Genomic DNA, 24,012 nt, shown 5'->3' on the forward strand with positions numbered 1-24,012 from the left:
CTCCGGCAATGTACTGATTGAAATGTTAATGGCGTGAGGCGGGGATTGGCGAGGCTTGCGTGGCTTCGGCAACATGAAGGCCGCATTCGCGCTTCTCGTCATTTTCCCACCACCAGCGACCGGCGCGCTCTGGCTCGCCGGGCTTGATGGCGCGGGTACAGGGCTCGCAGCCGATGGAAGGGTAGCCACGCTCGTGGAGGGGGTTCACAGGAATGTTTTCCGCCGCGACATGTGCCTTGATTGTTTCGATGTCCCAGTCCGCCAGCGGATTGATCTTGATGAGATTGCGATCGGAATCGAACTCGGCGAAAGGAGTGGCAGCGCGGTTGCCGGACTGGCCTCGGCGAAGGCCGGTTATCCAGAAGCCGGCGCCTTTGAGTGCCTTGCCGAGCGGGATCAACTTGCGGACATGACAGCAAGCGTGGCGCGCCTCGACACTCTCATAAAAGCCGTTCAAGCCATATTTTTCAGCATAAGCGCTGACATCATCCGGCTCTGGATGAAAGCGCGTGATCGTCAGACCGTAGCGGTCTTCCGTCTCATCGATCAATCGAACCGTCTCTGCAAACAGGCGACCTGTCTCAAGCGTCACCACTTCGATAGGAAGGCGATGCGTGCCGATTGCGGCTGTGATGACTTGGTCTTCGATGCCGAGGCTCGTCGTGAACACAGTCCGCGACCCAAGCCCCGCGACAAAGGCCAGCCTCTCGACAAGAGAAAGATGCTTCAACGTTTCATCGAGCGAAGTGATATCGTGCTGGGGTATGGGCTGCGGAGGCGTGTTTATCGTCATTTCTCGATTCCGAAACTTTACTGTCCCGATAATCTTCGAAAGACGCCATCTTTTACAGAAATGCCCGTGCTTCTCTAAGGCGCTAACGAGCAAATATCTCTCTTGCAGCAGAGTTACGCGCAAAAGAGTCCCAATATATTGAATCTGTTCCTAGTCCGCTGATCCAAATAAAACGTTGTTCGCAACCAATTGCAAGAGAATTGCGATATTTTCTGTAATTTTTATAGAATTCTTTTCCGGCGTCGCGTGATGCTGGCTGATATATAATGGGTGGGCTGCTGCAAAAAATCGGAAATGCCATTCCAGCGAAGCGATTTTTTCTCACTTTATGGGGCGAAATGCAGCAAAATCGCGAACTGGTTTTGCGCATCTAGGGAATTCCGCGCATTACTTGTTTCATCATTCTTTCCGTTCGCGGCGTTTTTCATATTGCCGGAGCATGCGGCAGGGAAACACTTTTGCGAATAAATCGCAGCTGATTGACCACGCAATCTCAGACGCTAGTGTGAGACCGTACGCATCCAGGAGGGTAGTGATGTCGAAATTTCTTTCCAGCCTTGGCGCAATCGCGCTTAGCCTGTCAGTCACATTGGGTGCTGTAGGACCGGTTTCCGCCCAGACCAAGCTCCTCAACGTGTCCTATGATCCGACACGAGAGCTTTACAAGGATTTCAATGAGGCTTTTGCCAAAAAGTGGAAAGCCGATACGGGTGAAGACGTCACGATCCAGCAGTCGCACGGCGGCTCTGGCAAACAGGCCCGTTCCGTCATCGACGGACTCGAGGCCGATGTGGTCACGCTCGCGCTGCAGAGCGATATTGACGCCATCGTCAAGAACAGTGGCAAGATCAATGCGGACTGGCGTGCGCGCCTACCCCATAACTCCTCGCCCTACACATCCACCATCGTTTTCCTTGTCCGCAAGGGCAACCCCAAGGGCATCCATAACTGGGGCGATCTCGTAAAGGGCGACGTCCAGATCGTAACGCCGAATCCCAAGACCTCCGGCGGCGCGCGCTGGAACTATCTCGCAGCCTGGGCTTGGGCGAATGAAGAGTTCAAGGGCGATCAGGACAAGATCAAGGCCTATGTCGGCGAGCTCTACAAGCGCGCCCCAGTCCTCGATACCGGTGCGCGTGGCTCGACGGTAACCTTTGCCCAGCGCCAGATCGGTGACGTTCTGCTCGCCTGGGAAAACGAGGCCTATCTTGCCGGTCAGGAATTTGGCGAAGATTCCTTCGACATCGTCGTTCCACCGATCTCGATCCTGGCGGAACCGCCTGTTGCCGTGGTCGACGCCAATGTCGATGCCAAGGGTACGCGCAAGGTGGCAGAGGCCTATCTGCAATACCTTTACTCCGACGAAGGGCAGAATATTGCGGCCAAGCACTTCTATCGTCCGAGCAATCCGTCTGTGGTCTCCAAGGATCTCCTGAAGCAGCTGCCGGATATCAAGCTCGTCACCATCGATGATCCGATCTTCGGCGGATGGGCAAAGGCGCAGCCGGAACATTTCGGCGATGGCGGAATCTTCGACCAGATTTACAAGCCCGGAAAGTAAGTGGATGATATAGCGAACCGCCCGGGCAGGCCTTGTGTCTGCCCAGCGAGGAGCAGGACAGATCGACTGGCTTCACGGCCGGTCGATGGCGCATATGATGGCTTGTTGAGCCACTAGTTTACCCGGAGCCTCGATGAGCAACACCCCGTCGCAAAGCGGATGGAAGTGGCGGCAGTCCAGCGTCTTGCCAGGCTTCGGCCTGACGCTCGGCTACACGATTTGCTATCTCTTTCTCATTATTCTGATTCCCCTTGGTGGCCTCATCTGGTCCACCGCCCATCTGGGTTTCGCCGAGTTTCTCGCCATTGCGACCGACAGCAGAACCTTGAATGCGCTACGCATCAGCTTTGGCACGGCGTTCCTGGCAGCCTTGGTCAATGCCTTTTTCGGCGTCATCATCGCTTGGGTGCTGGTCCGCTATCGCTTTCCCGGTCGGCGTTTTATCGATGCGATCGTGGATCTGCCCTTCGCTCTGCCGACTGCGGTGGCAGGCATCTCGCTGACGACACTTTATTCCAATCGAGGTTGGATCGGCTCGCTGTTCGAACCGCTCGGTATCAAGATCGCCTTTACGCCGCTCGGCATCGTCATTGCGCTGATCTTCATCGGGCTACCCTTCGTCGTACGCACGGTGCAGCCCGTCATGGAAGAAATCGACCGGCAGGTTGAGGAGGTTGCGGCTACACTCGGGGCCAACCGTTTCCAGACGATCACGCGCATACTTCTGCCGGGTCTAGTGCCGGCAATTCTCACAGGCTTTGCGCTCGCTTTTGCCCGTGGCGTCGGTGAATATGGCTCCGTCATCTTCATTGCCGGCAATATCCCTTATGTTTCGGAGATTGCGCCGCTTCTCATCGTCATCAGACTTGAGGAGTTCAACTATGCGGGCGCAACCGGTATCGCCACAATCATGCTGATCATTTCCTTCGCCATGCTTTTCGTCATCAATCTCATTCAGGCCTGGAGCCGCAAGAGGTACGGTTATGCCTGACACAGCGCAGTCCGTTTCTTCAAAGCCGTTCCGAGACCCCGCAAGCGAGGGTCTGCCCGCCAAGATTTCGCTTTTTCTCGTTGCCTTTCTGTTTCTCGCGCTCTTCCTCGTCATGCCTCTGGTGGCGGTCTTCTTCGAAGCCTTCCGCAAAGGCACGGGCGCGTTCTGGGAAGCGATCGTCGAGCCGGACGCACTCTCGGCCATTCGTCTCACCCTTCTCGTGGCTGCCATTTCCGTGCCGCTCAACCTCATCTTCGGGGTTGCTGCTGCCTGGGCCGTCGCCAAGTTTGAGTTCAAGGGTAAGGCATTTCTCATCACGCTCATCGATCTGCCATTTTCCATCTCGCCGGTCATTTCCGGCCTGGTCTATGTGATCCTGTTTTCCTCACACAGCGTGCTGGGGCCGTGGCTGAAGAGCTACGGCATTGAAATTCTGTTTGCCGTACCTGGCATCGTGCTCGCCACGATCTTCGTCACCTTTCCCTTCGTCGCCCGCGAACTGATCCCGCTGATGCAGGATCAAGGGACCGGCGATGAGGAGGCGGCCATTTCACTTGGCGCGTCGGGCTGGCAAACCTTCTGGTATGTGACGCTGCCCAACATCAAATGGGGTCTGCTGTATGGCGTGCTTCTCTGCAACGCCCGCGCCATGGGGGAATTCGGAGCCGTATCGGTCGTGTCAGGCCACATTCGTGGAGAGACCAACACCATGCCGCTCCATGTCGAGATTCTTTATAACGAGTACAATATCGGTGCTGCTTTCGCCGTTGCCACGCTGCTGGCAGGGCTTGCGCTCGTCACGCTTGTTCTCAAAACCATTCTCGAAATACGCTTTGGCGCGGGCAACGCTGCCGGCAAGCATTGAAGGGCATATCCATGGAAGTGAAAGTTTCCGGTATCACCAAGCAGTTCGACCGCTTCCCGGCGTTGAATGACGTGTCGCTCAACATCCGCTCCGGCGAGTTGATTGCGCTGCTTGGACCCTCCGGCTCGGGCAAGACGACGCTTCTGCGTCTGATCGCAGGGTTGGAGCAGCCGACTAGAGGACAGATTTTTTTTGGCGATGAAGATGCTTCGCATCGCTCCGTTCAGGAGCGCAATGTCGGCTTCGTTTTCCAGCATTATGCTCTGTTTCGTCACATGACGGTGGCGGAAAATATTGCTTTCGGTCTGAAGGTGCGACCGTCTGCGACACGGCCGCCCAAGGCGGAAATTCGCAAACGCGTCTCGGAACTGCTGGACATGGTGCATCTGTCCGGCCTGGAAAAGCGCTATCCCAACCAGCTATCCGGCGGCCAGCGTCAGCGTGTGGCGCTGGCGCGCGCCGTTGCCATCGAACCGCGGGTTCTTCTGCTAGATGAACCTTTCGGCGCTTTGGATGCCAAAGTCCGCAAGGAATTGCGCCGTTGGCTGCGAGAGTTTCACGACCGCACCGGTCATACCACCATCTTCGTCACCCATGACCAGGAAGAGGCATTGGAACTGGCAGACCGTGTGGTGGTGATGAGCCAGGGCAAGATCGAGCAGGTCGGTACGGCGGATGATGTTTACGATACGCCGAATTCCCCCTTCGTGTTCTCCTTCATTGGCGAATCCTCCAGTCTTCCGGTGAAAATTCAGGACGGAAATATCCTGTTTCAGGGAGAGGGCATCGGCATTGCCGAGACTGGACAGGGCGAGGGCGACCTGTTCTTCCGCCCGGAGGATGTGGCGCTGACGGACGAACGCGAAGCGCTCTACGGCAAGGTGACGACCTGTCGCCGGCTGGCAGGGACGCGCATCGCCGAAATCGACATCGCCAATAATGGCCACGAGCCCTATCATCTGGAAATCGAGGTGCCGCTCGATGCATCCGTGTCGGTTGGCAACGACGTGCGCTTTCGTCCGACACGTTGGCAAGTTTTTAGGAAGTAACAGGCAGAAACGGAAAAGGGCCGCTTTGAGCGGCCCTTCCATGAGTTTGGTCCTTGTTTCAGACCCGAAACGTTTCGCAACGCTTCGAAGGGAAGGCGGATCAGGCCGAGGGCTGCCTCGTCAAAATCAAATCCTTTCCATTGCCTGCTACGAAGACCGAAATCTCACTAGACATTGGATCACCTTCCTTTCTCTACGTTGAACATATTATGAAGGTAATCCGATTCGCGCTGATTGCAAGGGGTCGCCCTTATATCGATGTTTTAATCCGAACAAGGCGCCATCGCCGATGAACGGCAGTGTCACGTCAGAAAAGCCGCGGGCTTCGCTGACGCTGACGCCAAGCAGCTGATATCACTGACTAACTCGCATCACGATCTTGCCGATGTGGCCGCTGCTTTCCATCAGTCGGTGGCCTTCCGCAACCTGATCGAAATCGATCACGTCATGAATGACAGGTGCCAATTTACCGCTTTCCAGCAGTGGCCAGACCTGCTCGACGAGCTCATCACGAATGGCGCGCTTCTCGTCGCCGGTGCGCGGACGCATGGTCGAGCCTGTCACGGTAAGGCGCTTGACCATGATGGGGCGCAGATCCACCTTTTCGGCGACGGTGCCGCCGAGGAATGCGATCATCGACAGGCAGCCATCCTTGGCAAGTGAGGCGATGTTTTTTTCGAAATAGGATGCGCCGATCATGTCGAGAATGACATCCACGCCCTTACCGCCGGTCGCTTCCTTGATGACGGCGGCGAAATCTTCCTCACGGTAGTTGATCGCCCGCTTTGCACCGAGCTTCTCGCAGGCGGCGCATTTTTCCTTGGAGCCAGCGGTCGTGTAAACCTCGGCACCGAAAGCCTTGGCCAGTTGGATCGCCGTCGTGCCGATGCCGCTGCTGCCACCGTGGATCAGGACACTCTCGCCTTCGGTCAAGCCAGCCATCTGGAAGAGATTGGCCCATACGGTAAAAAATGTTTCCGGCACGGCCGCGGCTTTGACCGCATCATAACCCGCGGGGAACGGCAGGGCCTGGCCCGCTGGCACCACGCAATATTCGGCGTAGCCGCCGCCATTGGCAAGTGCGCAGACCCGGTCACCAATCTGGAAATCACTGACGCCTTCACCAAGTGCAACGACTTCTCCGGCGACTTCAAGGCCGAGAACCGGGCTTGCGTCTTTTGGTGCGGGATAATTGCCCTGACGCTGCGCCACATCCGGCCGGTTTATGCCGGCAGCCTGCACCTTCACCAGCAGTTCTCCAGCTTTGGGTGAGGGCAGAGGCCCATTCGAGAACGTCATGACCTCGGGGCCGCCAAAGCTGGGCAGATCGACAAAACGCATGGTGGATGGCAGTGACACGGGTGGCCTCCTCAAAGCTTGCTACTGTAAGCTAGACTTAGGTCACTTATGCGGATTAAAAAAGGAGACGTAATGCCGCTCCAGTCATTTCATCTCACCATGACTGTGGATGACGAGTCCGGTTTCGCTCTTCTTGGCGGCTTTCTTGATATTGGCAATCTCCGCGCCAATTCCGTCCGGGTTGCCGATCAACATGCCCTTGGGAAGTTGAACGACGCCAATCGAGCAACGTAGAAGCGCAAATTCTCTCTCATTGCCAAAGCGGTCGAAACCCTTGATCTGTCCTGCCAGTCGGTCTTCTTCCGAATAAAGGGCGATGACATCGTCATGGAAATCGCCGAGCAACCGCTCAAGAATTTCCGTTACCTCATCCGTCGTCCAGTCACGAACGCCGATGAAGAAATCGTCGCCGCCGATATGGCCAAGGAAGCAGTCGCCGGAGAAGAAGTAGCGCTTCATCAGCGCCGAGAACAGGCTGATGGCGTGGTCGCCGACGTGGAAGCCGTACTTGTCGTTGAACGGCTTGAAATTATCGAAATCGCAGTAGCAGAAGAAGCGATCCTCGTCGCTATCGCGGCAGGATTCCTCGATGAAGCCGCTGATCGCCCGGTTCCCTGGAAGCGCTGTCAACGGGTTTTGCTCCTGCGCCAGCTTCAACTGCTTTTCGTTGATGACCTTGATCAGCGATGCGGCGGAGACGACACCGACATAGCGCATGTTTTCGGTGAGGATCACACAGGCGCTGCCGCCCATATTGGCGAAGATATTCATCAGCCGATCCGCATCTGCATCCAGCCCAACGATCGGCGCCCGATCAACGAAGTGCGATATGGTTCTCTCATAGACCTTGTTCTTCAACAGGTCGCGGCCGAAGGGCTGATAGATATATTCCTTCAAATGGTATTCGTTGATCACGCCGCGCGGCTCGCCGTTGGCATTCAGAACCGGGAAGAAAGCCTGTTCCGGGTTGCGCCGGAACAATTCGAATACGCTGTCTATACTGTCGTTTTCATAAACTGTGGGAAGATGTTCGATCTGGCGGCGGATCAGGATTTCATCCAGCGTCTGACGATTGCGGCGAGTGTCGCCCAGTTGTTGGAGATGGGGAAACGAGACGTGCAACTCTTTGACGAAAGTGGTCGGGCGGGACACGAACCAACCCTGGATGAGGTCCACACCCATTTCACGGCAGGTCAGGAATTCTCCTTCCGTCTCGATGCCTTCCGCAATGACGCGCACGCCTAGCACATGGGCAATATTGACGATGTTCTTGACCATGTGCCGTTTGCGCGGATTTCGCTCAACGTCCTGAATGAAGTAACGATCGATCTTCAGGTAATCGACATCGAAATCGCAAAGCAATTTCATTTCGCCATGGCCAACACCGAAATCATCGATGGCCAGCTTGAAGCCTTCCTTGCGCATACGGTTGATAAGCGCGCCGAACTCTGGGACGCTGGTATTGTCGAAGCGTTCTGAAAGCTCGAAGCAAATGGAAGAGGGAGGGATTTTGGCCTGCGTCAGCTGTTCCAGAAGCTTGTCCAGAATGATGTCGCCATGACGGATCAGGCGTACGTCCAGGTTGAGAAACAATGTGGCAGAGGAGCAGTCCGGAAGAGTGGAAAATTTCGCAAGCGCGCGGCTGGCGATCATCTTCTCCAGCTCGACGAGTTGTCCCTCGGCTTCCACATGATCCAGCAGCTCGATCGGGTTGGCAAAACCGATGCGCTCATGACCGCGCATCAGAGATTCATATCCGAATACTGACCCAGTCGTCGTCTCAACTATGGGCTGGAAGGCACACTCGAGAACGAGCTTGGCCATTGAAATCATCTGACCGCTGGCAAACCGTCTGACGACATTCTGCTCGGCACTGCTCGACATCACTTGCTTCTCCACCATTTCGGATCCGTTTACGGCTTCGCCGGATCGTCTTTTTGGCGGGATTGTGGCGACAACTCCTCAATGAAAACTTTACGTGATGTGAAACTTCTATGACAGCTTAAACACTCGGTCTTATGCCGCATGTCCGGGGGATTATTGATACGTCCAAATGGGTGCGCTTGGTTTTAACGCCTCTGAGTGTTGTGGAAAGCGTAAAGCTCTGCCACATTGACGCTTTCGCCATCCATTCTAGCCGCGGTGGCAATCCCCCGCCTTTCTCTTTGGTGCGTGTCCCCCCAGAGCTTCAGAGCCGCGCGGACGACTTCGCTGCTGGATGCATAGGCACCGGATGCTACTGCCTCGTGGAGTTGGGCAGCCTGTTCCGGAGAGATCGATACGGTCAATACTGGCATAGTGGTCCTCCCGATTACCAAGCTGCGGATTTTTCCGTCAACCGTATGAGCCTCCACGCTGAGGCGATCGAGGCAAAGTCGATCTGTCAGTCGCATGGTGGAGGTATTTATGAACGCAAGGCACGTGCATCGGTTCCAAACGAGGCATCATTTGCGCGACGAATGACGGCCTCACGAGGCCTGTCTGGTCTGCCAACTTCACTGCAGTCTTAAAGCCAAAGCGCATGCTCGCCTTGACATGGCGCAAAGAACACCGAGACCTCGAATTTATTATTGATTGACTGATCAATCAATAATAAACAGATCACCTAAGGAGATCGCTGATGCCTAAGGTTGGAATGGAGCCGCTGCGGCGAAAGGCGCTGGTCGATGCAGCTCTTCGCACTATAGGTCACCATGGTTCGCTGAATGTGACGATGTCGGACATCGCTCGGGAAGCGGGCGTATCCGCCGCGCTTGCGCACCATTATTTCGGCAGCAAGCAACAGCTCTTGCTGGAAACGATCCGCAGCCTGCTGCGCGATCTGAGGCGCGATGCAGTCGCGGCCCTGATGCGTGCCTCCGGACCGCGCGAGCGTCTGAGCGCCATCGTGCGCGTCTCGTTTCAAAGCGATCAGTTCACCCAGGAAACCGTTGCCGCATGGCTCGCCTTTTATGTGGAGGCGCAACGTTCCGAAGAAACCCGCAGGCTTCTTGTCCTCTATGCCAAGCGCCTTCGCTCGAACATCATGTATAGTCTTTCCCGCCTTTGCCCGCCGGACGATGCGGCGCGGATCGCGGAAGGGGCCGCAGCCCTCATTGACGGGCTCTATATTCGCCACAGCCTGCAAGCGGCACCGTTGGGAATCTCCGCAGCGCCAGCCCTGGTCGAAGATTATTTCGACATGCAGTTGAAACGCTTTTCAGACAACAAGACGTCCACCCGACATCTTTGAGGACATGATCATGACTTTGAAAGCCCAACCCAAAGCCTCGCATTTCATCGATGGCGACTATGTTGAAGACGAGAGCGGTACGCTGATCGAAAGCATCTATCCGGCCACCGGCGAAGTCATCGCACGCCTTCACGCGGCAACGCCTGCCATCGTTGAGCGAGCGATCGCTTCGGCCAAGCGCGCGCAGAAAGAGTGGGCCGCGGTGAGCCCGACGGCGCGCGGACGTATTCTGCGCCGCGCCGCTGACATCATGCGCGAGCGCAACCAAGAGCTTTCCGAACTGGAAACGCTCGACACGGGCAAACCAATCCAGGAAACCATCGTCGCCGACCCGACGTCCGGGGCGGATTCCTTTGAATTCTTCGGCGGTATAGCCCCATCCGCTTTGAACGGCGACTACATCCCGCTCGGCGGCGATTTTGCCTATACCAAGCGTGTTCCCCTGGGTGTCTGCGTTGGAATCGGTGCCTGGAACTATCCGCAACAGATTGCGTGCTGGAAGGCTGCTCCCGCGCTTGTTGCGGGCAATGCCATGGTGTTCAAGCCGTCTGAAAATACACCGCTCGGTGCGTTGAAGATTGCTGAAATCCTCATCGAGGCGGGACTGCCGAAAGGGATCTTCAACGTCATCCAGGGCGACCGCGACACCGGCCCTCTGCTCGTCAACCATCCAGATGTCGCCAAGGTATCGCTGACCGGATCGGTGCCGACGGGCCGCAAGGTTGCCGCGGCCGCTGCGGGGCACTTGAAGCATGTGACGATGGAACTCGGCGGTAAGTCGCCGCTCGTCGTTTTTGATGACGCCGACATCGAAAGTGCAGTCGGCGGCGCAATGCTTGGCAATTTCTACTCTTCGGGCCAGGTTTGCTCCAATGGGACGCGCGTCTTCGTCCAGCGCGGCGCAAAGCAGCGCTTCCTCGACAATCTGAAAAGCCGCACCGACGCCATGGTCATCGGAGACCCTATGAATGAGGCCACCCAGATCGGCCCGCTCGTCTCCAAAGCGCAGCAGGAAAAGGTGCTGGCCTATATGGAAAAAGGCAAGGCGGAAGGCGCAACACTCGTCACCGGCGGTGGCATCCCCAACAACGTGTCCGGCCAAGGCTTCTACGTCCAGCCCACGGTCTTTGCCGATGTTAAGGACGGCATGACGATTGCCCGCGAGGAAATTTTCGGACCGGTGATGTGCGTGCTGGATTTCGATGACGAGGACGAGGTCATCGCGCGTGCCAATGCCACGGAGTTCGGCCTGGCAGGCGGCGTTTTCACTGCGGATCTGTCACGCGCGCATCGCGTCGTCGATCAGCTGGAAGCCGGAACTCTCTGGATCAACACCTATAATCTGTGCCCGGTCGAAATGCCGTTCGGCGGCTCCAAGCAATCCGGCTTTGGTCGAGAAAACTCGGCGGCAGCCCTCAATCATTATAGCGAGTTGAAGACGGTCTACGTATCGACCGGCAAAGTCGAAGCTCCGTATTGATCAGATACTCCCCTAGCAGGGGAGTGACCAATCGGTCCCGTTAGCCCGCGCTTTTTAAGCAGGGTATCGCCACCAAGAGAGATAACAGATGCAGCAGGCAGATTTCGTCATTGTAGGTTCCGGATCCGCAGGCTCAGCCATGGCCTATCGTCTATCGGAAGACGGTAAGTATTCTGTCATCGTCATCGAGGCTGGCGGATCGGATTTCGGTCCTTTCATCCAGATGCCGGCAGCACTTGCATGGCCGATGAGCATGAAGCGTTACAATTGGGGCTATCTCTCCGAGCCTGAGCCCAATCTTAACAACCGCCGCATCACCGCTCCACGCGGCAAGGTCATCGGCGGATCGTCTTCTATCAATGGTCTGGTATATGTTCGTGGCCATGCCGAAGACTTCAACCGCTGGGAGGAACTCGGAGCACAGGGCTGGGCCTATGCGGATGTTCTACCATACTTCAAGCGCATGGAGCATAGCCATGGCGGCGAGGCAGGTTGGCGCGGGACGGATGGGCCTCTTCATGTTCAGCGCGGTCCGGTCAAGAACCCGCTGTTTCATGCCTTCATCCAAGCGGGTGCCCAGGCCGGGTTTGAGCTAACGGACGATTATAACGGCTCCAAGCAGGAGGGTTTCGGCCTGATGGAGCAGACGATCCATGATGGTCGTCGCTGGTCCGCCGCCAATGCCTATCTCAGACCCGCTCTCAAGCGCGGCAATGTCACGCTGGTGCATGGCTTCGCCCGAAAGATCGTGATCGAAAACGGTCGTGCAACAGGCGTCGAGATCGAACGAAAAGGCGTGGTCGAGACGATCAAGGCCAATCGTGAGGTTATCATCTCCGCCTCGTCCTTCAATTCTCCAAAACTGCTGATGCTGTCGGGCATCGGTCCGGCACAGCATCTCCAGGATATGGGCATCGACGTAAAAGTGGATCGCCCGGGCGTCGGCGCCAATCTTCAGGACCACATGGAGTTTTATTTCCAGCAGGTCTCCACCAAGCCCGTATCGCTCTACTCGTGGCTGCCGTGGTTTTGGCAGGGTGTGGCGGGTGCGCAGTGGCTTATGACCAAGGGTGGGCTCGGTGCCTCCAACCAGTTCGAAGCTTGCGCCTTCCTGCGCTCGGCACCCGGATTGAAGCAGCCCGATATCCAGTTCCACTTTCTACCCGTTGCCATCTCCTATGATGGCAAGGCGGCGGCGAAGAGCCACGGTTTCCAGGTGCATGTGGGCTACAACCTGTCGAAGTCGCGCGGCAATGTTACGCTTCGCTCTTCCGATCCGAAGGACGACCCGGTGATCCGCTTCAACTATATGAGTGAAGCCGAAGACTGGGAAAAGTTCCGCCGTTGCGTGCGTCTCACCCGTGAGATCTTCAGCCAGAAGGGGTTTGACGAATTTCGCGGCCCGGAAATCCAGCCGGGCGAAAAGGTCCAGTCGGATGCGGAGATCGATGCGTTCCTTCGCGAACATCTGGAAAGCGCCTACCATCCCTGTGGCACCTGCCGCATGGGTGCCAAGGACGATCCGTTATCCGTTGTAGATCCGGAGTGTCGCGTCATCGGGATCGATGGACTGCGCGTGGCCGATAGCTCCATTTTTCCGCATGTGACCTATGGCAACCTCAATGCACCGTCGATCATGACGGGGGAAAAAGCCGCAGACCACATTCTGGGAAGGCAACCACTGCCGCGCTCCAACCAGGAGCCCTGGGTCAATCCACGTGCCGAGGTAAGCGATCGATAAGAGGGGCCATGAGGCCAGTTTCTACTCAAGGCGGAACCGTCTCCGTATGATCGAGAGCGGGCCGTAAAATGCCTTTGCATGGCATTTGTCAAAGACATGGTTGCAATCGAGGCCTTCGGGACCGATAAGAAACCAAGCTTTTGAAATGCAGAAATTTGCCATGCCAGACACTTATAAAAAAATGAAAATGGTACGCCGATCCCGCGTTATGTGGGGTTCATGGCGCATCTGGAAGCCCAGGGCCGTTTTCTGGCTTGGAGCCATTGCGGTGGGGCTGATCAGCGTTGGCTTTGCAAAGGCCGCCGACTGGGCGCAGCATATGTTTGCCGCCACGACATCGTCAGGCGAGTGGGCCTTTCTCCTGCCGCTCGTCATCACGCCGCTTGGCTTTGTCATCTGCGCGTGGCTGGCCATGGTGGTGTTTCCAAATTCCGGCGGAAGCGGCATTCCTCAAGCCATTGCTGCGCGCCATTTTCATCATGATGAAGACCGGTCTCGTTTGTTGTCGATCAAGCTTGCCGTTGGAAAGATCGCCCTCACTGTCGTCGGTCTGATGTCCGGTGCATCGATTGGCCGGGAAGGGCCGACGGTACAGGTCGGTGCGTCGATCATGCTCCTGGCGGCGCGCGTGGGTGGCATGGCGCAGGCGAGAGGCCTCATTCTCGCTGGATCGGCAGCAGGTATCGCCGCTGCTTTCAATACGCCGCTTGCCGGTATCGTCTTTGCCATCGAGGAGATGAGCCGGTCCTACCAGTCGAGGGCCAATGGCTTGGTATTGACCGCGGTCATTCTCTCCGGTCTCGCCTCTCTCGGTCTAGTCGGCAGCTATACCTATTTCGGCACCAGCACGGTGTTGATGCAGACGGGCAAGGACTGGAGCCTCGTTCTGCTCTGCGGCATCGGCGGCGGCTTTCTGGGCGCTATTTTCAGCGCTGGCGCGCTTCGCGCCTCGCAACGTATCCGCCGCTGGGCTCATACGGTTCCATTGAAGCGCATGCTGATCGTTGCCGGCGTGTGCGGCCTGGCCTCGGCTGTCATTGGCGTTCTGAGCGGTGGCGCCACCTTCGGAACCGGCTATGAACAGGCAAGAGCGGCGGTTGAGGGTCAGGCGGCGCCGTTGTTGTTCTTCGTCGAAAAGCTGATGACGACATTCCTCGCCATGCTATCGGGTATCCCAGGCGGTATCTTCGCGCCGTCGCTGTCCGTCGGCGCGGGTTTCGGCAGCACGGTATCTTCGCTTCTTGGCAGCAGTATCGCGCTCGGTGCCATCCTCGGCATGGCTGGCTATTTCGCCGGTGTCGTTCAGGCACCAATGACGGCCTTTGTCATCATCCTGGAGATGACAGGCAATCATGATGGCGTCATCGCTATTATGGCCGCGGCTATGCTGGGCTACCTGACCTCACGCATGATTTCGCCCGAGCCGCTCTATCACGGTCTGTCACGCGTCTTCATTGCCCAGGGCATAAGAGCAAGGCGCGCAAGTGAAGCCGAGCATCACGAGGGTGACGCTCATGCGGCTTCGGGCTTGCGCTCCGGTGCCGGTTCGAACGAGTTGACGCCGAAGTAGCCAAGGCCCGGGATTTTGATGCCGGGATTTTGAATGTCGATCCCGGCGACGAGCCCAAGAAAATTGACCTCGAAGCCACTGCGCACACCGGCGGACAATCCGAAAAGCCCACCCAGCGAGACGCTCATATCCTTCCAGTCATCGGCAATATGAAAGAACTCGCCATTCGGCAGGTAGTCCCGACCGACCGCGTCCGGCGGCAGCACCACGCCGAGTTCCGGAACACTGCGCAGCACATGCGCGATGAAGGTATTCGAATTGGGACCGGGATAGATACGGTAGCCACCCGCCTTGCTGTAGGGATAGTCCGCAATCGCCTTCTGGATTTTCGGAATCAGTCTCTGCGCTTTCTCGCCATGAAGTTCCAGCACCATCCTCGGTGTGTTTGAATACCAATAAGCATCAGGGGCATAGGCGTTGCGACGAATAGGCGACCCCCAACCCACCTTGTCGTAACGCTCATAGGTCGAGGCGCCTTCCGGCTTCATCACGATCCACGCATGGCTGGCGATTGATCCTTTGAAGCCACCCGTCATGGCGGAATAGACATAGATTGCGGCTGGCTTGTCCAGAGCCGCTTCGGGCAGAATGCCGGCGGAAGACCAGCGCGCATTGCGATAACCGGTCGGGTGATCCTTCATTGCCCATAATCCCGCAGAAGCGAGCGCAGGCAGCAGATAGATGAAAAAGACGGCAGCCAGAAAGCGTTTGGCAAATTTCAATGGAGAGCCCCGTGCAACATGTGACCGATCTGGTTAGATAGAGATCGCATTTCGAATTTTTTGAGGCCAGCATCATGCACAACCCCGTGACTGTCGAAGTAACCCGCGGCAACATCATCGAAAGCCGTCATCGAGGAATGGCGGTCGTTGTGGATGGGGACGGCAAAATCGTCTTTTCCGCAGGCGAGGTCGAGCGCCCTGTCTTTCCACGCTCGGCCTGCAAGGCCATGCAGGCGTTGTTCATGGTAGAAAGCGGCGCGGCGGATGCTTACGGCTTCGGCAATCGCGAACTGGCGCTGTCCTGTGCTTCGCATTCAGGTGAGGAAGCGCATGTGGACCTTGCCGCCTCCATGCTGACGAGGGCGGGCAAGGATGTCGATGACCTGGAATGCGGCGCACATTGGTCGCTCGACCAGAAGGCGCTGATTGCGCAGGCTCGCCGCATGCAAAAGCCGACAGCACTGCATAACAACTGCTCCGGCAAACATTCCGGCTTCATCTGTGCTTGCAGTCATAATCTGATCGAGACCCGTGGCTACGTTCATGGCGACCACCCATTGCAGCGGGAAATCCGCGCAGCGATGGAAAGCCTGACCGGGACGGCGATTGCCGAAGACAGCTGCGGAGTAGACGGCTGTTCGATCCCAGCCTATGCCGTGCCGCTCAAGGCGCTGGCGCATGGTTTTGCAAAGATGGCGACGGGACGCGGACTTGAACCGATACGCGCTCAAGCCTCGCGCCGTCTGATCGAGGCCTGCATGGCAGAACCTTTTTATGTGGCGGGTACGGGCAGAACCTGCACGAAGCTGATGGAGATCGCGCCGGGTAAGATTTTCGCCAAGACCGGCGCGGAAGGAGTCTTTGTTGGTATTGTTCCGGAAAAAGGATTGGCGATCGCGGTCAAATGCGAAGACGGAACGACGCGCGCGGCAGAAGCTATGATTGCGTCTCTTCTGGCACGCTACTTTGAGAGCGATAGTGCCGAACGAGCGGCACTCGATGCTATGGCGAACCGCTCCTTGAAGAACTGGAACGGCATCCATGTCGGCGATATTCGCGTCACGTCTTCGCTTTCCTGAGTCCAAAAACGCGGGAGCCGGTTATCGTAGAACCACGCCCTTTGCGCGAAATTGTCAGGATGGCTCGGCAGTTCTCGCATCCCACATGGCCTTGAATGCAGGGCGTGACTGGCAACGTGCCAGCCATGCTTTGACGGCCGGATGTGCATCGAAAATCGGCGTATGAGCCTGAGCATAACGCACGACTTCGGCGGCGTTGAGGTCTGCCACCGTAAAGCGGTTGCCTACCAGATAGTCCCGGTCCGCAAGATGCTGTTCCAGAACGCGAAAAGGCCGGCGCAGCATACGTGCTGCAACGTCGATGACCGCCCTGCCGCTGTCGGTATCCGCCAGTCCTTCGGCGAAGGTGGAGGAAATCTTCAGGGCGTTTGCTTCGATCTCGGTCGCGGCGAAGAAAGACCATTGCATCATATATGCGTCTTCCGCCGCATCGGTCGGGGCGACGGACGTTCCGTATTTGCGGGCGAGATATAGGTTGATGGCCATGGACTCATAGAGAACCATGCCGTCGTCATCGATGCACGGTATCGTTCCCATGGGATTGATCGCCAGATAGGACGGTGTCAGCGTATTGGTCGGCGCATCGTCGGCCAGCGGATCTGCCAGGCGTCGTGCCTGAATGACAGGTACGTGTTTGAAAGCAAGATCAAGTTCTTCTGCGAGCCATAATGTGCGCGTGGCCCGGGAACGATAGACACCATAAATTGTCAGCATTGCAAAGCCCCTTCAACGTCGTCGGCAGACTAGAGACATTTTTTGCAAAATCCAGTGATAACGGCGCCTTCGCTGAGAGGAGGTTCGAACAGTCTGCAAGCTTTAATCCCTAAAAAATTATCAAATATCAATTCAATCCGGAGTAAGCCAAATAACTATCGATCGGCATGATGTAGCGGAAATTTGAATGCCCAGATTTCATGGATTTATTATTACAATGAATTTTTTTAATTCTGTGTAAGCAAATTTTCTATAAGGATTTCTGCATAATATAGGCGTGCTCTTGGTGGTATGTGAAGCAAAGAGCGCTGCCGGATCAATTTATCTGAGGAGCATTTCTAGGAATGGGTGAGAAAAACGGTCTGGCGCCGCCCACTTCGCAGTTGCTGTCGACGGAAACGTCCCTATCGGACGTGAGCAAGCATCAACTGGCTTTCCTCCTTGATAATGTTCCCGAACTCGTCTTCATCAAGGACTGTTCCGGTCGATACGAATATATGAACGCTGCGGCGCTGGAGTCCCTCGGGTTTGGCCGGGATTATCTCAACAGTCGTAAATTGACGATTTTCGATCTGGCTTCAAAGCCCGTTGCGGAGTGTATCGATAAGCTGGACCGCCGTATTTTGGCGGGAGATCGTGATATATACGATGCCGAAGAGCGTTTGGTTGGCGAGGACGGGACGACACGCTGGTATGCGGGAACTCGTATCATCCTGCGTGACCAATCGGGCGCGCCGGTTGGGCTTGCCGGAATTTCACGGGAAATTACTTTTGCCAAGCGCCAGGAAACGATGCGCAGAAGTCACGCAAGTCTACTGGAAATGATTGTTAAAGGTCAGCCTCTCAAAGACATACTCACCGCCCTTGTTCAGGAGGTAGAGGGGTTGCTGGATAATGTTTTCGGCTCTGTTTTGATGCTTGACGAGAAAAAACTAATCTTGCGTTCAGGAGCGGCGCCTTCATTGTCCGAGGCCTATGTGTCCACTGTAGACGGGGTTCCGGTGGGGCCTAACAACGGCTCTTGTGGTACTGCTGCGTTTCGCAGGGATGCGGTCTATGTCAGCGATACGTTTCAAAGCCCGCTTTGGGCCGATTATGTCGATATCGCGAAGCAACATGGTCTTCGTTCCTGTTGGTCCACGCCCATTTTCGGCAACAATGATGTCCTGCTCGGAACATTCGCGCTGTATTCCAGATCGGTTCGGATGCCCACCGAGATGGAAAAAGAAATCATTGATATGGCGACCAATATCGCCGGAATCGCTATCGATCGGCGTCGCGCCGAAGAGCGTGTGCATTACATGGCCCATCACGATCCTCTGACGGGATTGTCGAACCGCAATCTGTTCTGGGGTCAGTTCCGCCGCGTATTGCACGAGGCGAAGCGGGAAAATCGTCTTGTCGCGATCACCTATCTCGACCTCGACAATTTCAAGCAAATCAATGATGTTTATGGTCATGCAGCAGGAGATGACGTGCTACGCGCCTTTGCCGAGCGTATTACCGCCTGCATTCGCGCTTCCGATGTCGCAGTGCGTCTCGGTGGTGATGAATTTGCCATCATCTTCAGCAATCCAATCCATGACGAGGCTGGTATTCTGGCCCGGCTGGAGGAGATCCGCAGGATCGTGCAAGAGCCTATCGCTCAATCGGCCACCGCTCTTACTGTAACCTGTTCAATGGGGACCGCCTTCTATCCCAACGATGGAAAGACGCCCGAAAGCCTTCTTGCAAAGGCCGATGCCGCCATGTACCGGGCAAAGCGCGACAGCCGCGATCGCCTGAAAGGAAAATGACGGTCGATAGCGACATCTGAGGCCGCAGGTCAGTCGTCTAAAGTCGCGCGTCAGGCGACAGACGCGTCTCGAAGCGCCCAATAAAGCGATCGAAAAGCTGCGCGAAGGCAGCAATATCCTCATCCGGCCAGTCACTGACCACATCGCGTATAATGGCGATCTTTGCACTTCGCACGTCATCCAGAACATCGAGGCCGAGCGGTGTCACGGCGATCACACTGCGTCTGCCATCTTCCTGTGACACGTCCCGCCGCAGTAGCCCTCTGCCGACCATATCCGAAACCAGACGGCTTCCGCGCGACGGATCGAGGCGCATGCCTTCCGCGATCGAGCCTACGGTCGCATCGCCCTCGGTGCGATGAACGACGTCGAGAACGTCCAGATGAGACAGCTCCAGCTCCGGTGACAGCTTTGCGATGGCCATACGACCGATAACGCGGCGGCCGATCATGATACGCATACGTGTCATGGTATCACTGATCGCGAGAACGTCATCTCGCGTCGTCTCGTCAGTCTCTGCGCTTTTCAAATTCTGCATGCTCATGGGTGCCCCGCTTCCATCCGCACTCCAGTTTATAGCAAACTATGAGAAGATGCTATTGACACATATATGCTATAAGCACATAAAATGCCATATAACGCGAGGCATTTTCATGGACATGTCGGTGAACCCTGCGGCTCCTCTCGTCACGGACCCGCGCCGCAGGATTGTAGTTTTCCTTTTTCTGATGCTGGCCATGTTCATGGCGACGCTGGACAATCAAATTGTTTCCACGGCGCTGCCGACGATTGTCGGTGAGTTTGGCGCACTGGAGCGGTTTGGCTGGGTGGGGTCCGCCTATCTCCTTGCGACCAGCGCCGTCATGCCGGTCTACGGCAAGCTTGGAGACCTCTTCGGTCGCAAGTATGTAATGATCTCCGCTGTCGTCATCTTCACGGTTGGCTCACTGGTCTGTGGCCTTGCATGGTCGATGAACTCGCTGATCGCCGCCCGCGTTCTCCAGGGGCTCGGTGGCGGCGGCATCATGGTGTCCATCTTCTCCGTCAATGCCGATCTTTTTGCCCCGCGTGAAAGGGCTCGCTACCAGAGCTATTCCAGTCTCGTCATCATGGCGTCGGGCAGTGTTGGCCCCATCCTCGGCGGCACGATGAGCGATCTCTTCGGCTGGCGTTCCATCTTCCTCATCAATCTGCCGATTGGCATCATCGTCGTTCTGGGGCTCGCATTCCTTCTGCCCTATCGGCGACCGGACCGTCAGCCCAAGATCGACTATATCGGCGCCATTCTTCTCGCTGCCGCCATTTCCAGTGTCGTGCTCTGGGCCGACAGTGCCGAACTGTTCGGATCGTTGATCGCCTGGCAAAGTCTTGTCATCATCGCCTTCGCTGCGGTCTGCGCCTTCTTCTGGGTGCAGGTGGAGAAGCGGGCGCCGGAGCCGGTCGTGCCTTTGCGTCTCTTCAAGAATTCGACATTTCCGCTGCTGATGATCATTTCACTGGTCAGCGGTGGTCTCGGCATCGGCATGGTCAATTATTACGCGCTCTTCCTGCAAACCACGACCGGGCTTTCTCCTTCGCAGGCCGGTCTTTTCTTCATCGCCGTGACAGGCGGCATCGTCATGGGTTCGCTGACGGCAGGCAGGTTGATCTCGAAGACGGGCAGCTACAAGCCCTTTTCCGTGATCAGTCTATCGATTGCGGTGGTGGCGATGCTCTCGCTGTCGCAGGTCCATGCCGGCACACCCCTGGCGATTATCGCAGGACTGATGCTGTTGCAGGGACTTGGTGTCGGCCTTGGCCAGCAGGCGCCGATCATCGGAGTGCAGAATTCTGCCTCCAGGGCGGATGTGGGTGCCGCAAGCGGGGCTGTTTCTCTCACACGCATGGGCGGTGCAGCGCTCGCAATCTCGATCTACGGTGCGGTTATTTCCTCCAGTCTGAATAGCCCGAGTATCGATATCCCAGGTGTTGGGCGGATACAGGAGCTGACGCCGAAGATGTTGGCGGAACTGCCAGCGGACTCTCAGCATGCGGTCGCTGATCTCTATGCAGCCGCATTCACACCGCTCTTTCTTGCTGCTGCCGCAACAGCCTTCATCGGTCTGATCGCGGCTGTGATGCTGAAGAATATCCGACTGCCGGTCGCCACAGAAAAGCCCTCGCTGCAAGAATGAGGGCCGTGCCGACGGAACGCTTTGCTTTGTCACATGCCGGACCCCAGGGGGTCTCGACTGCACAATCGGTTTCGAACGCTTTCTTCGCACAAAGGCCAAGACACGGTGACGTGCGCATTTGCTGCTCTTAGGCGATCGTCGAAATGAACCTTATTCCCGACCGTTCGTTTTCATTGCGCGCATCATATCATTGGCAAATCCCGACCGATCCCGACGCTCATGAAACCAGAAAAGCTACTCAATCCGACGCCGAAAGGGCTTTACTGTCCAGTGGGTGATTTTTACATCGACCCTGTGAGGCCGGTGCACAAAGCGCTCATCACCCACGGTCATTCGGATCATGCGCGGGCAGGGCATGAAAAAGTGTTGGCCACCCGCCAGACACTGGACATCATGCGTCTGCGTTACGGTGAGGATTTCACCTCTAGCGAGCAGGCGATTGCATTCGGCCAGACGATCGAAGTCAATGGCGTCACAGTGGGCTTCCACCCTGCCGGTCACGTGCTCGGCTCGGCCCAGATCTCTATCGAATATAACGGCACTCGCATTGTCGCATCGGGCGATTACAAGCGCGGTGTCGACCCTACCTGTGCGCCGTTCGAGCCGGTCGCCTGCGATGTTTTCATTACCGAGGCAACCTTCGGGCTTCCGGTGTTCCACCACCCGGCGCCGAGCCGCGAAATCGCCAAACTGCTCACGTCGATCCGTCAGTTTCCGGAGCGGACTCATCTTGTCGGTGCCTATTCTTTAGGTAAGGCGCAGCGTGTTCTCCGGCTACTACGTGACAACGGTTATGCCGGGCCTGTCTACATCCATGGTGCCCTTGCCAGGCTCTGCGATTATTATGTCTCGCAATGCATCGATCTTGGCGACCTGCGTCCTGCCACGCTAGAGAAAAGCAATCCGTCTCAATTCAAAGGCGCAATCGTAGTCGGCCCGCCATCAGCATTCCAAGATCGCTGGGCAAGGCGTTTTAACGAGCCTCTGATCGCCTTTGCCTCAGGCTGGATGATGGTGCGTCAACGCGCCAAGCAGGGGGGAGTTGAACTCCCGCTCGTGATATCGGATCACTGCGACTGGCCCGAGCTATTGGAAACCATCAAGGAAGTTTCGCCGTCTGAAGTATGGGTGACGCACGGTCGCGAGGAAGCGCTGGTACGCTGGTGCGAGCTTCAGGGAATTCCGGCTCGACCGCTTCATCTCGTCGGTTACGAAGATGAGGGAGATTAAGCGTGAAAGCCTTTGCGACCCTTCTCGACCGGCTTGTTCTGACCCCGTCCAGAAACGGTAAATTGAAGCTCCTGACCGATTACTTTCGCGACACGCCAGATCCCGATCGTGGATATGGGCTTGCAGCGATCGCGGGGACGCTGGACCTGAAGAGCGTCAAGCCCGCCATGCTGCGCGAACTCGTGCTGGAGCGCATGGACGAGGTGCTGTTTCGCTATTCCTATGATTATGTCGGCGACCTGGCGGAAACGATATCGCTGGTCTGGGACACCAGCCAGAGTGCCGATCAACCCAAGCCCGATGACCCGGGCCTTGGAGAAGTCGTGGCGCAGATCAATGCGCTCGCAAAGACGCAAGTGCGCGCAGCGGTGCGCGATCTCCTTGATCGGCTGGACACATCCTCCCGCTTCGCTTTCTTGAAGCTGGTGACCGGCGGCCTGCGGATCGGGGTTTCCGCTCGGCTTGCGCGACAGGCGCTGGCGGATTTTGCGGGCAAGGATATCACGGAAATCGAAACCCTGTGGCACGGCCTGACGCCGCCGTACGAGCCGCTCTTCGCGTGGCTGGAAGGGAAAACAGAGCGTCCGCTTCTTGCAACGCCCGCCATTTTCCATTCGGTCATGTTATCGACGCCCGTTGGCGACAACGACCTGACCAATCTGGATCCGAAGGACTTTGCCGCCGAATGGAAGTGGGATGGCATCCGCGTCCAGCTGTCTCGCTCGGGCGATATCCGAAAGCTCTATTCCCGCTCGGGCGACGATATTTCCGGAGCATTCCCGGACATATTGGAAGCTGCCAACTTCGATGGCGTCATCGATGGTGAACTTCTGATCGGCGGTAACGCGCGATCCAACAGCGCCACCAGAACCTTTTCCGATCTGCAGCAAAGGCTCAACCGCAAGACGGTGACGGGTCGAATGATGGAAGATTATCCCGCCTTCATCCGCGCCTATGATCTCCTGTTCAAGGGTGAGGATGATATTCGCGGTCAGACATACCTGGAGCGACGCAAATATCTGAGTGATCTGATCGAAGTTGCGCCGCATGACCGCTTCGATCTCTCGCCACTCGTTGGCTTCTCCAATTGGCAGGAACTGGACGATTTGCGAAAGGCCCCGCCCGATCCGGTGATAGAAGGCGTGATGATCAAGCGCAAGGATAGCGTCTATCAGGCGGGTCGCGCCAAGGGTCCGTGGTTCAAATGGAAGCGAGATCCGTTCAATATAGACGCGGTGATGATGTATGCCCAGCGCGGTCATGGAAAGCGTTCGAGCTATTATTCCGACTTCACCTTCGGTGTCTGGGCAGATGGCGAGGATGGCGAACAGTTGGTGCCCGTGGGTAAGGCCTACTTCGGCTTCACCGACGCTGAACTTGAGGTGCTGGACAAGTTCGTGCGCGACAACACCGTTGAACGCTTTGGTCCTGTCAGGGCAGTACGCGCAACGCCCTCATTCGGCTTTGTGCTCGAGGTCGCATTCGAGGGCATAAATCGTTCAGCCCGCCACAAATCCGGCGTGGCGATGCGCTTTCCAAGAATTGCTCGTTTGCGGGCCGACAAACCTCCTTCAGAGGCAGACCGGCTATCCACATTGATGGCTATGGTGGATGAGCGAGAAGGTTCGGCATAAATTCATGCATGAAAACAAAACA

At 56.7% G+C, this 24,012-nt stretch carries 20 protein-coding genes; 13 read left to right on the forward strand and 7 right to left on the reverse strand.

Annotated elements, in window-relative coordinates; all coding sequences use genetic code 11:
- Positions 1 to 25: 25 nt before the first annotated feature.
- On the reverse strand, positions 26 to 793 hold the full coding sequence (locus tag QZ869_RS07585) for a phosphoadenylyl-sulfate reductase (protein ID WP_296103764.1): 768 nt from the start codon (positions 791 to 793) through the stop codon (positions 26 to 28).
- A 535-nt stretch (positions 794 to 1,328) separates the two neighbouring features.
- Between QZ869_RS07585 and QZ869_RS07590 the strand changes: the two genes are divergently transcribed.
- The 4 genes from QZ869_RS07590 (at position 1,329) to QZ869_RS07605 (ending at position 5,259) form a co-directional block, all read left to right on the forward strand.
- Positions 1,329 to 2,354: a sulfate ABC transporter substrate-binding protein gene (locus tag QZ869_RS07590; RefSeq protein WP_296077556.1), complete on the forward strand. Its 1,026-nt coding sequence runs from the start codon at positions 1,329 to 1,331 to the stop codon at positions 2,352 to 2,354.
- Between the two features lie 133 nt (positions 2,355 to 2,487).
- Positions 2,488 to 3,345, forward strand: a complete 858-nt coding sequence (cysT, locus tag QZ869_RS07595) for a sulfate ABC transporter permease subunit CysT (RefSeq protein WP_296103766.1) — start codon at positions 2,488 to 2,490, stop codon at positions 3,343 to 3,345.
- Positions 3,338 to 4,210, forward strand: coding sequence for a sulfate ABC transporter permease subunit CysW (gene cysW, locus QZ869_RS07600; RefSeq protein WP_296083520.1), 873 nt, complete (start codon positions 3,338 to 3,340; stop codon positions 4,208 to 4,210). The genes cysT and cysW overlap by 8 nt, the downstream gene beginning before the upstream one ends.
- 11 nt (positions 4,211 to 4,221) lie before the next feature.
- A complete protein-coding gene (locus tag QZ869_RS07605; RefSeq protein WP_296103768.1) occupies positions 4,222 to 5,259 on the forward strand; it encodes a sulfate/molybdate ABC transporter ATP-binding protein in 1,038 nt (345 codons plus the stop codon).
- A 354-nt stretch (positions 5,260 to 5,613) separates the two neighbouring features.
- Here the strand turns inward: QZ869_RS07605 and QZ869_RS07610 are convergent, their stop codons facing one another.
- The 3 genes from QZ869_RS07610 to QZ869_RS07620 form a co-directional block, all read right to left on the reverse strand.
- Positions 5,614 to 6,600 carry an NAD(P)H-quinone oxidoreductase gene (locus QZ869_RS07610; RefSeq protein WP_296103951.1) on the reverse strand — a complete coding sequence of 329 codons (987 nt, stop codon included), beginning with the start codon at positions 6,598 to 6,600 and terminating at the stop codon, positions 5,614 to 5,616.
- Positions 6,601 to 6,702: 102 nt separating this feature from the next.
- Positions 6,703 to 8,505, reverse strand: a complete 1,803-nt coding sequence (locus QZ869_RS07615) for an EAL domain-containing protein (RefSeq protein ID WP_296017260.1) — start codon at positions 8,503 to 8,505, stop codon at positions 6,703 to 6,705.
- Positions 8,506 to 8,687: 182 nt separating this feature from the next.
- On the reverse strand, positions 8,688 to 8,915 hold the full coding sequence (locus QZ869_RS07620; protein ID WP_296017232.1) for a type II toxin-antitoxin system ParD family antitoxin: 228 nt from the start codon (positions 8,913 to 8,915) through the stop codon (positions 8,688 to 8,690).
- Positions 8,916 to 9,238: 323 nt separating this feature from the next.
- Here QZ869_RS07620 and betI point away from each other — a divergent pair, with 323 nt between their 5' ends.
- From betI to QZ869_RS07640, 4 genes are all read left to right on the forward strand, one after another.
- Positions 9,239 to 9,850 (forward strand): transcriptional regulator BetI, encoded by a 612-nt coding sequence (betI, locus tag QZ869_RS07625; RefSeq protein WP_296017230.1) that lies wholly within the window; start codon positions 9,239 to 9,241, stop codon positions 9,848 to 9,850.
- Between the two features lie 16 nt (positions 9,851 to 9,866).
- Positions 9,867 to 11,330: a betaine-aldehyde dehydrogenase gene (gene betB / locus QZ869_RS07630; protein ID WP_296103955.1), complete on the forward strand. Its 1,464-nt coding sequence runs from the start codon at positions 9,867 to 9,869 to the stop codon at positions 11,328 to 11,330.
- A gap of 88 nt (positions 11,331 to 11,418) precedes the next feature.
- Positions 11,419 to 13,071, forward strand: coding sequence for a choline dehydrogenase (betA, locus tag QZ869_RS07635; RefSeq protein WP_296103769.1), 1,653 nt, complete (start codon positions 11,419 to 11,421; stop codon positions 13,069 to 13,071).
- A gap of 160 nt (positions 13,072 to 13,231) precedes the next feature.
- Positions 13,232 to 14,641, forward strand: a complete 1,410-nt coding sequence (locus QZ869_RS07640; protein WP_296103772.1) for a chloride channel protein — start codon at positions 13,232 to 13,234, stop codon at positions 14,639 to 14,641.
- Here QZ869_RS07640 and QZ869_RS07645 read toward each other — a convergent pair.
- Positions 14,584 to 15,363: a DUF3750 domain-containing protein gene (locus QZ869_RS07645; protein WP_296037126.1), complete on the reverse strand. Its 780-nt coding sequence runs from the start codon at positions 15,361 to 15,363 to the stop codon at positions 14,584 to 14,586. The genes QZ869_RS07640 and QZ869_RS07645 overlap by 58 nt on opposite strands.
- A 74-nt stretch (positions 15,364 to 15,437) precedes the next feature.
- On the opposite strand from QZ869_RS07645, the gene QZ869_RS07650 reads away from it, so the two are divergent.
- Positions 15,438 to 16,442: an asparaginase gene (locus tag QZ869_RS07650; RefSeq protein ID WP_296103775.1), complete on the forward strand. Its 1,005-nt coding sequence runs from the start codon at positions 15,438 to 15,440 to the stop codon at positions 16,440 to 16,442.
- A 54-nt stretch (positions 16,443 to 16,496) separates the two neighbouring features.
- Here QZ869_RS07650 and QZ869_RS07655 read toward each other — a convergent pair whose 3' ends face one another.
- On the reverse strand, positions 16,497 to 17,156 hold the full coding sequence (locus QZ869_RS07655) for a glutathione S-transferase family protein (protein ID WP_296073836.1): 660 nt from the start codon (positions 17,154 to 17,156) through the stop codon (positions 16,497 to 16,499).
- A 344-nt stretch (positions 17,157 to 17,500) separates the two neighbouring features.
- Here QZ869_RS07655 and QZ869_RS07660 point away from each other — a divergent pair, with 344 nt between their 5' ends.
- Complete coding sequence (locus QZ869_RS07660; protein WP_296103777.1) at positions 17,501 to 18,952, forward strand: diguanylate cyclase; 1,452 nt, start codon at positions 17,501 to 17,503, stop codon at positions 18,950 to 18,952.
- Positions 18,953 to 18,989: 37 nt separating this feature from the next.
- Here the strand turns inward: QZ869_RS07660 and QZ869_RS07665 are convergent, their stop codons facing one another.
- On the reverse strand, positions 18,990 to 19,496 hold the full coding sequence (locus tag QZ869_RS07665) for a MarR family winged helix-turn-helix transcriptional regulator (RefSeq protein ID WP_296037117.1): 507 nt from the start codon (positions 19,494 to 19,496) through the stop codon (positions 18,990 to 18,992).
- Between the two features lie 109 nt (positions 19,497 to 19,605).
- On the opposite strand from QZ869_RS07665, the gene QZ869_RS07670 reads away from it, so the two are divergent.
- The 3 genes from QZ869_RS07670 to QZ869_RS07680 all read left to right on the forward strand — a co-directional run bounded on the left by QZ869_RS07670 (position 19,606) and on the right by QZ869_RS07680 (position 23,990).
- Positions 19,606 to 21,126 carry an MDR family MFS transporter gene (locus QZ869_RS07670; protein WP_296103778.1) on the forward strand — a complete coding sequence of 507 codons (1,521 nt, stop codon included), beginning with the start codon at positions 19,606 to 19,608 and terminating at the stop codon, positions 21,124 to 21,126.
- Between the two features lie 219 nt (positions 21,127 to 21,345).
- Complete coding sequence (locus tag QZ869_RS07675; RefSeq protein ID WP_296083499.1) at positions 21,346 to 22,356, forward strand: ligase-associated DNA damage response exonuclease; 1,011 nt, start codon at positions 21,346 to 21,348, stop codon at positions 22,354 to 22,356.
- A 2-nt stretch (positions 22,357 to 22,358) separates the two neighbouring features.
- Positions 22,359 to 23,990 (forward strand): cisplatin damage response ATP-dependent DNA ligase, encoded by a 1,632-nt coding sequence (locus QZ869_RS07680; RefSeq protein WP_296103779.1) that lies wholly within the window; start codon positions 22,359 to 22,361, stop codon positions 23,988 to 23,990.
- Positions 23,991 to 24,012 lie beyond the last annotated feature (22 nt).

Source organism: uncultured Agrobacterium sp., assembly GCF_913777885.1.
Classification (GTDB): domain Bacteria; phylum Pseudomonadota; class Alphaproteobacteria; order Rhizobiales; family Rhizobiaceae; genus Agrobacterium.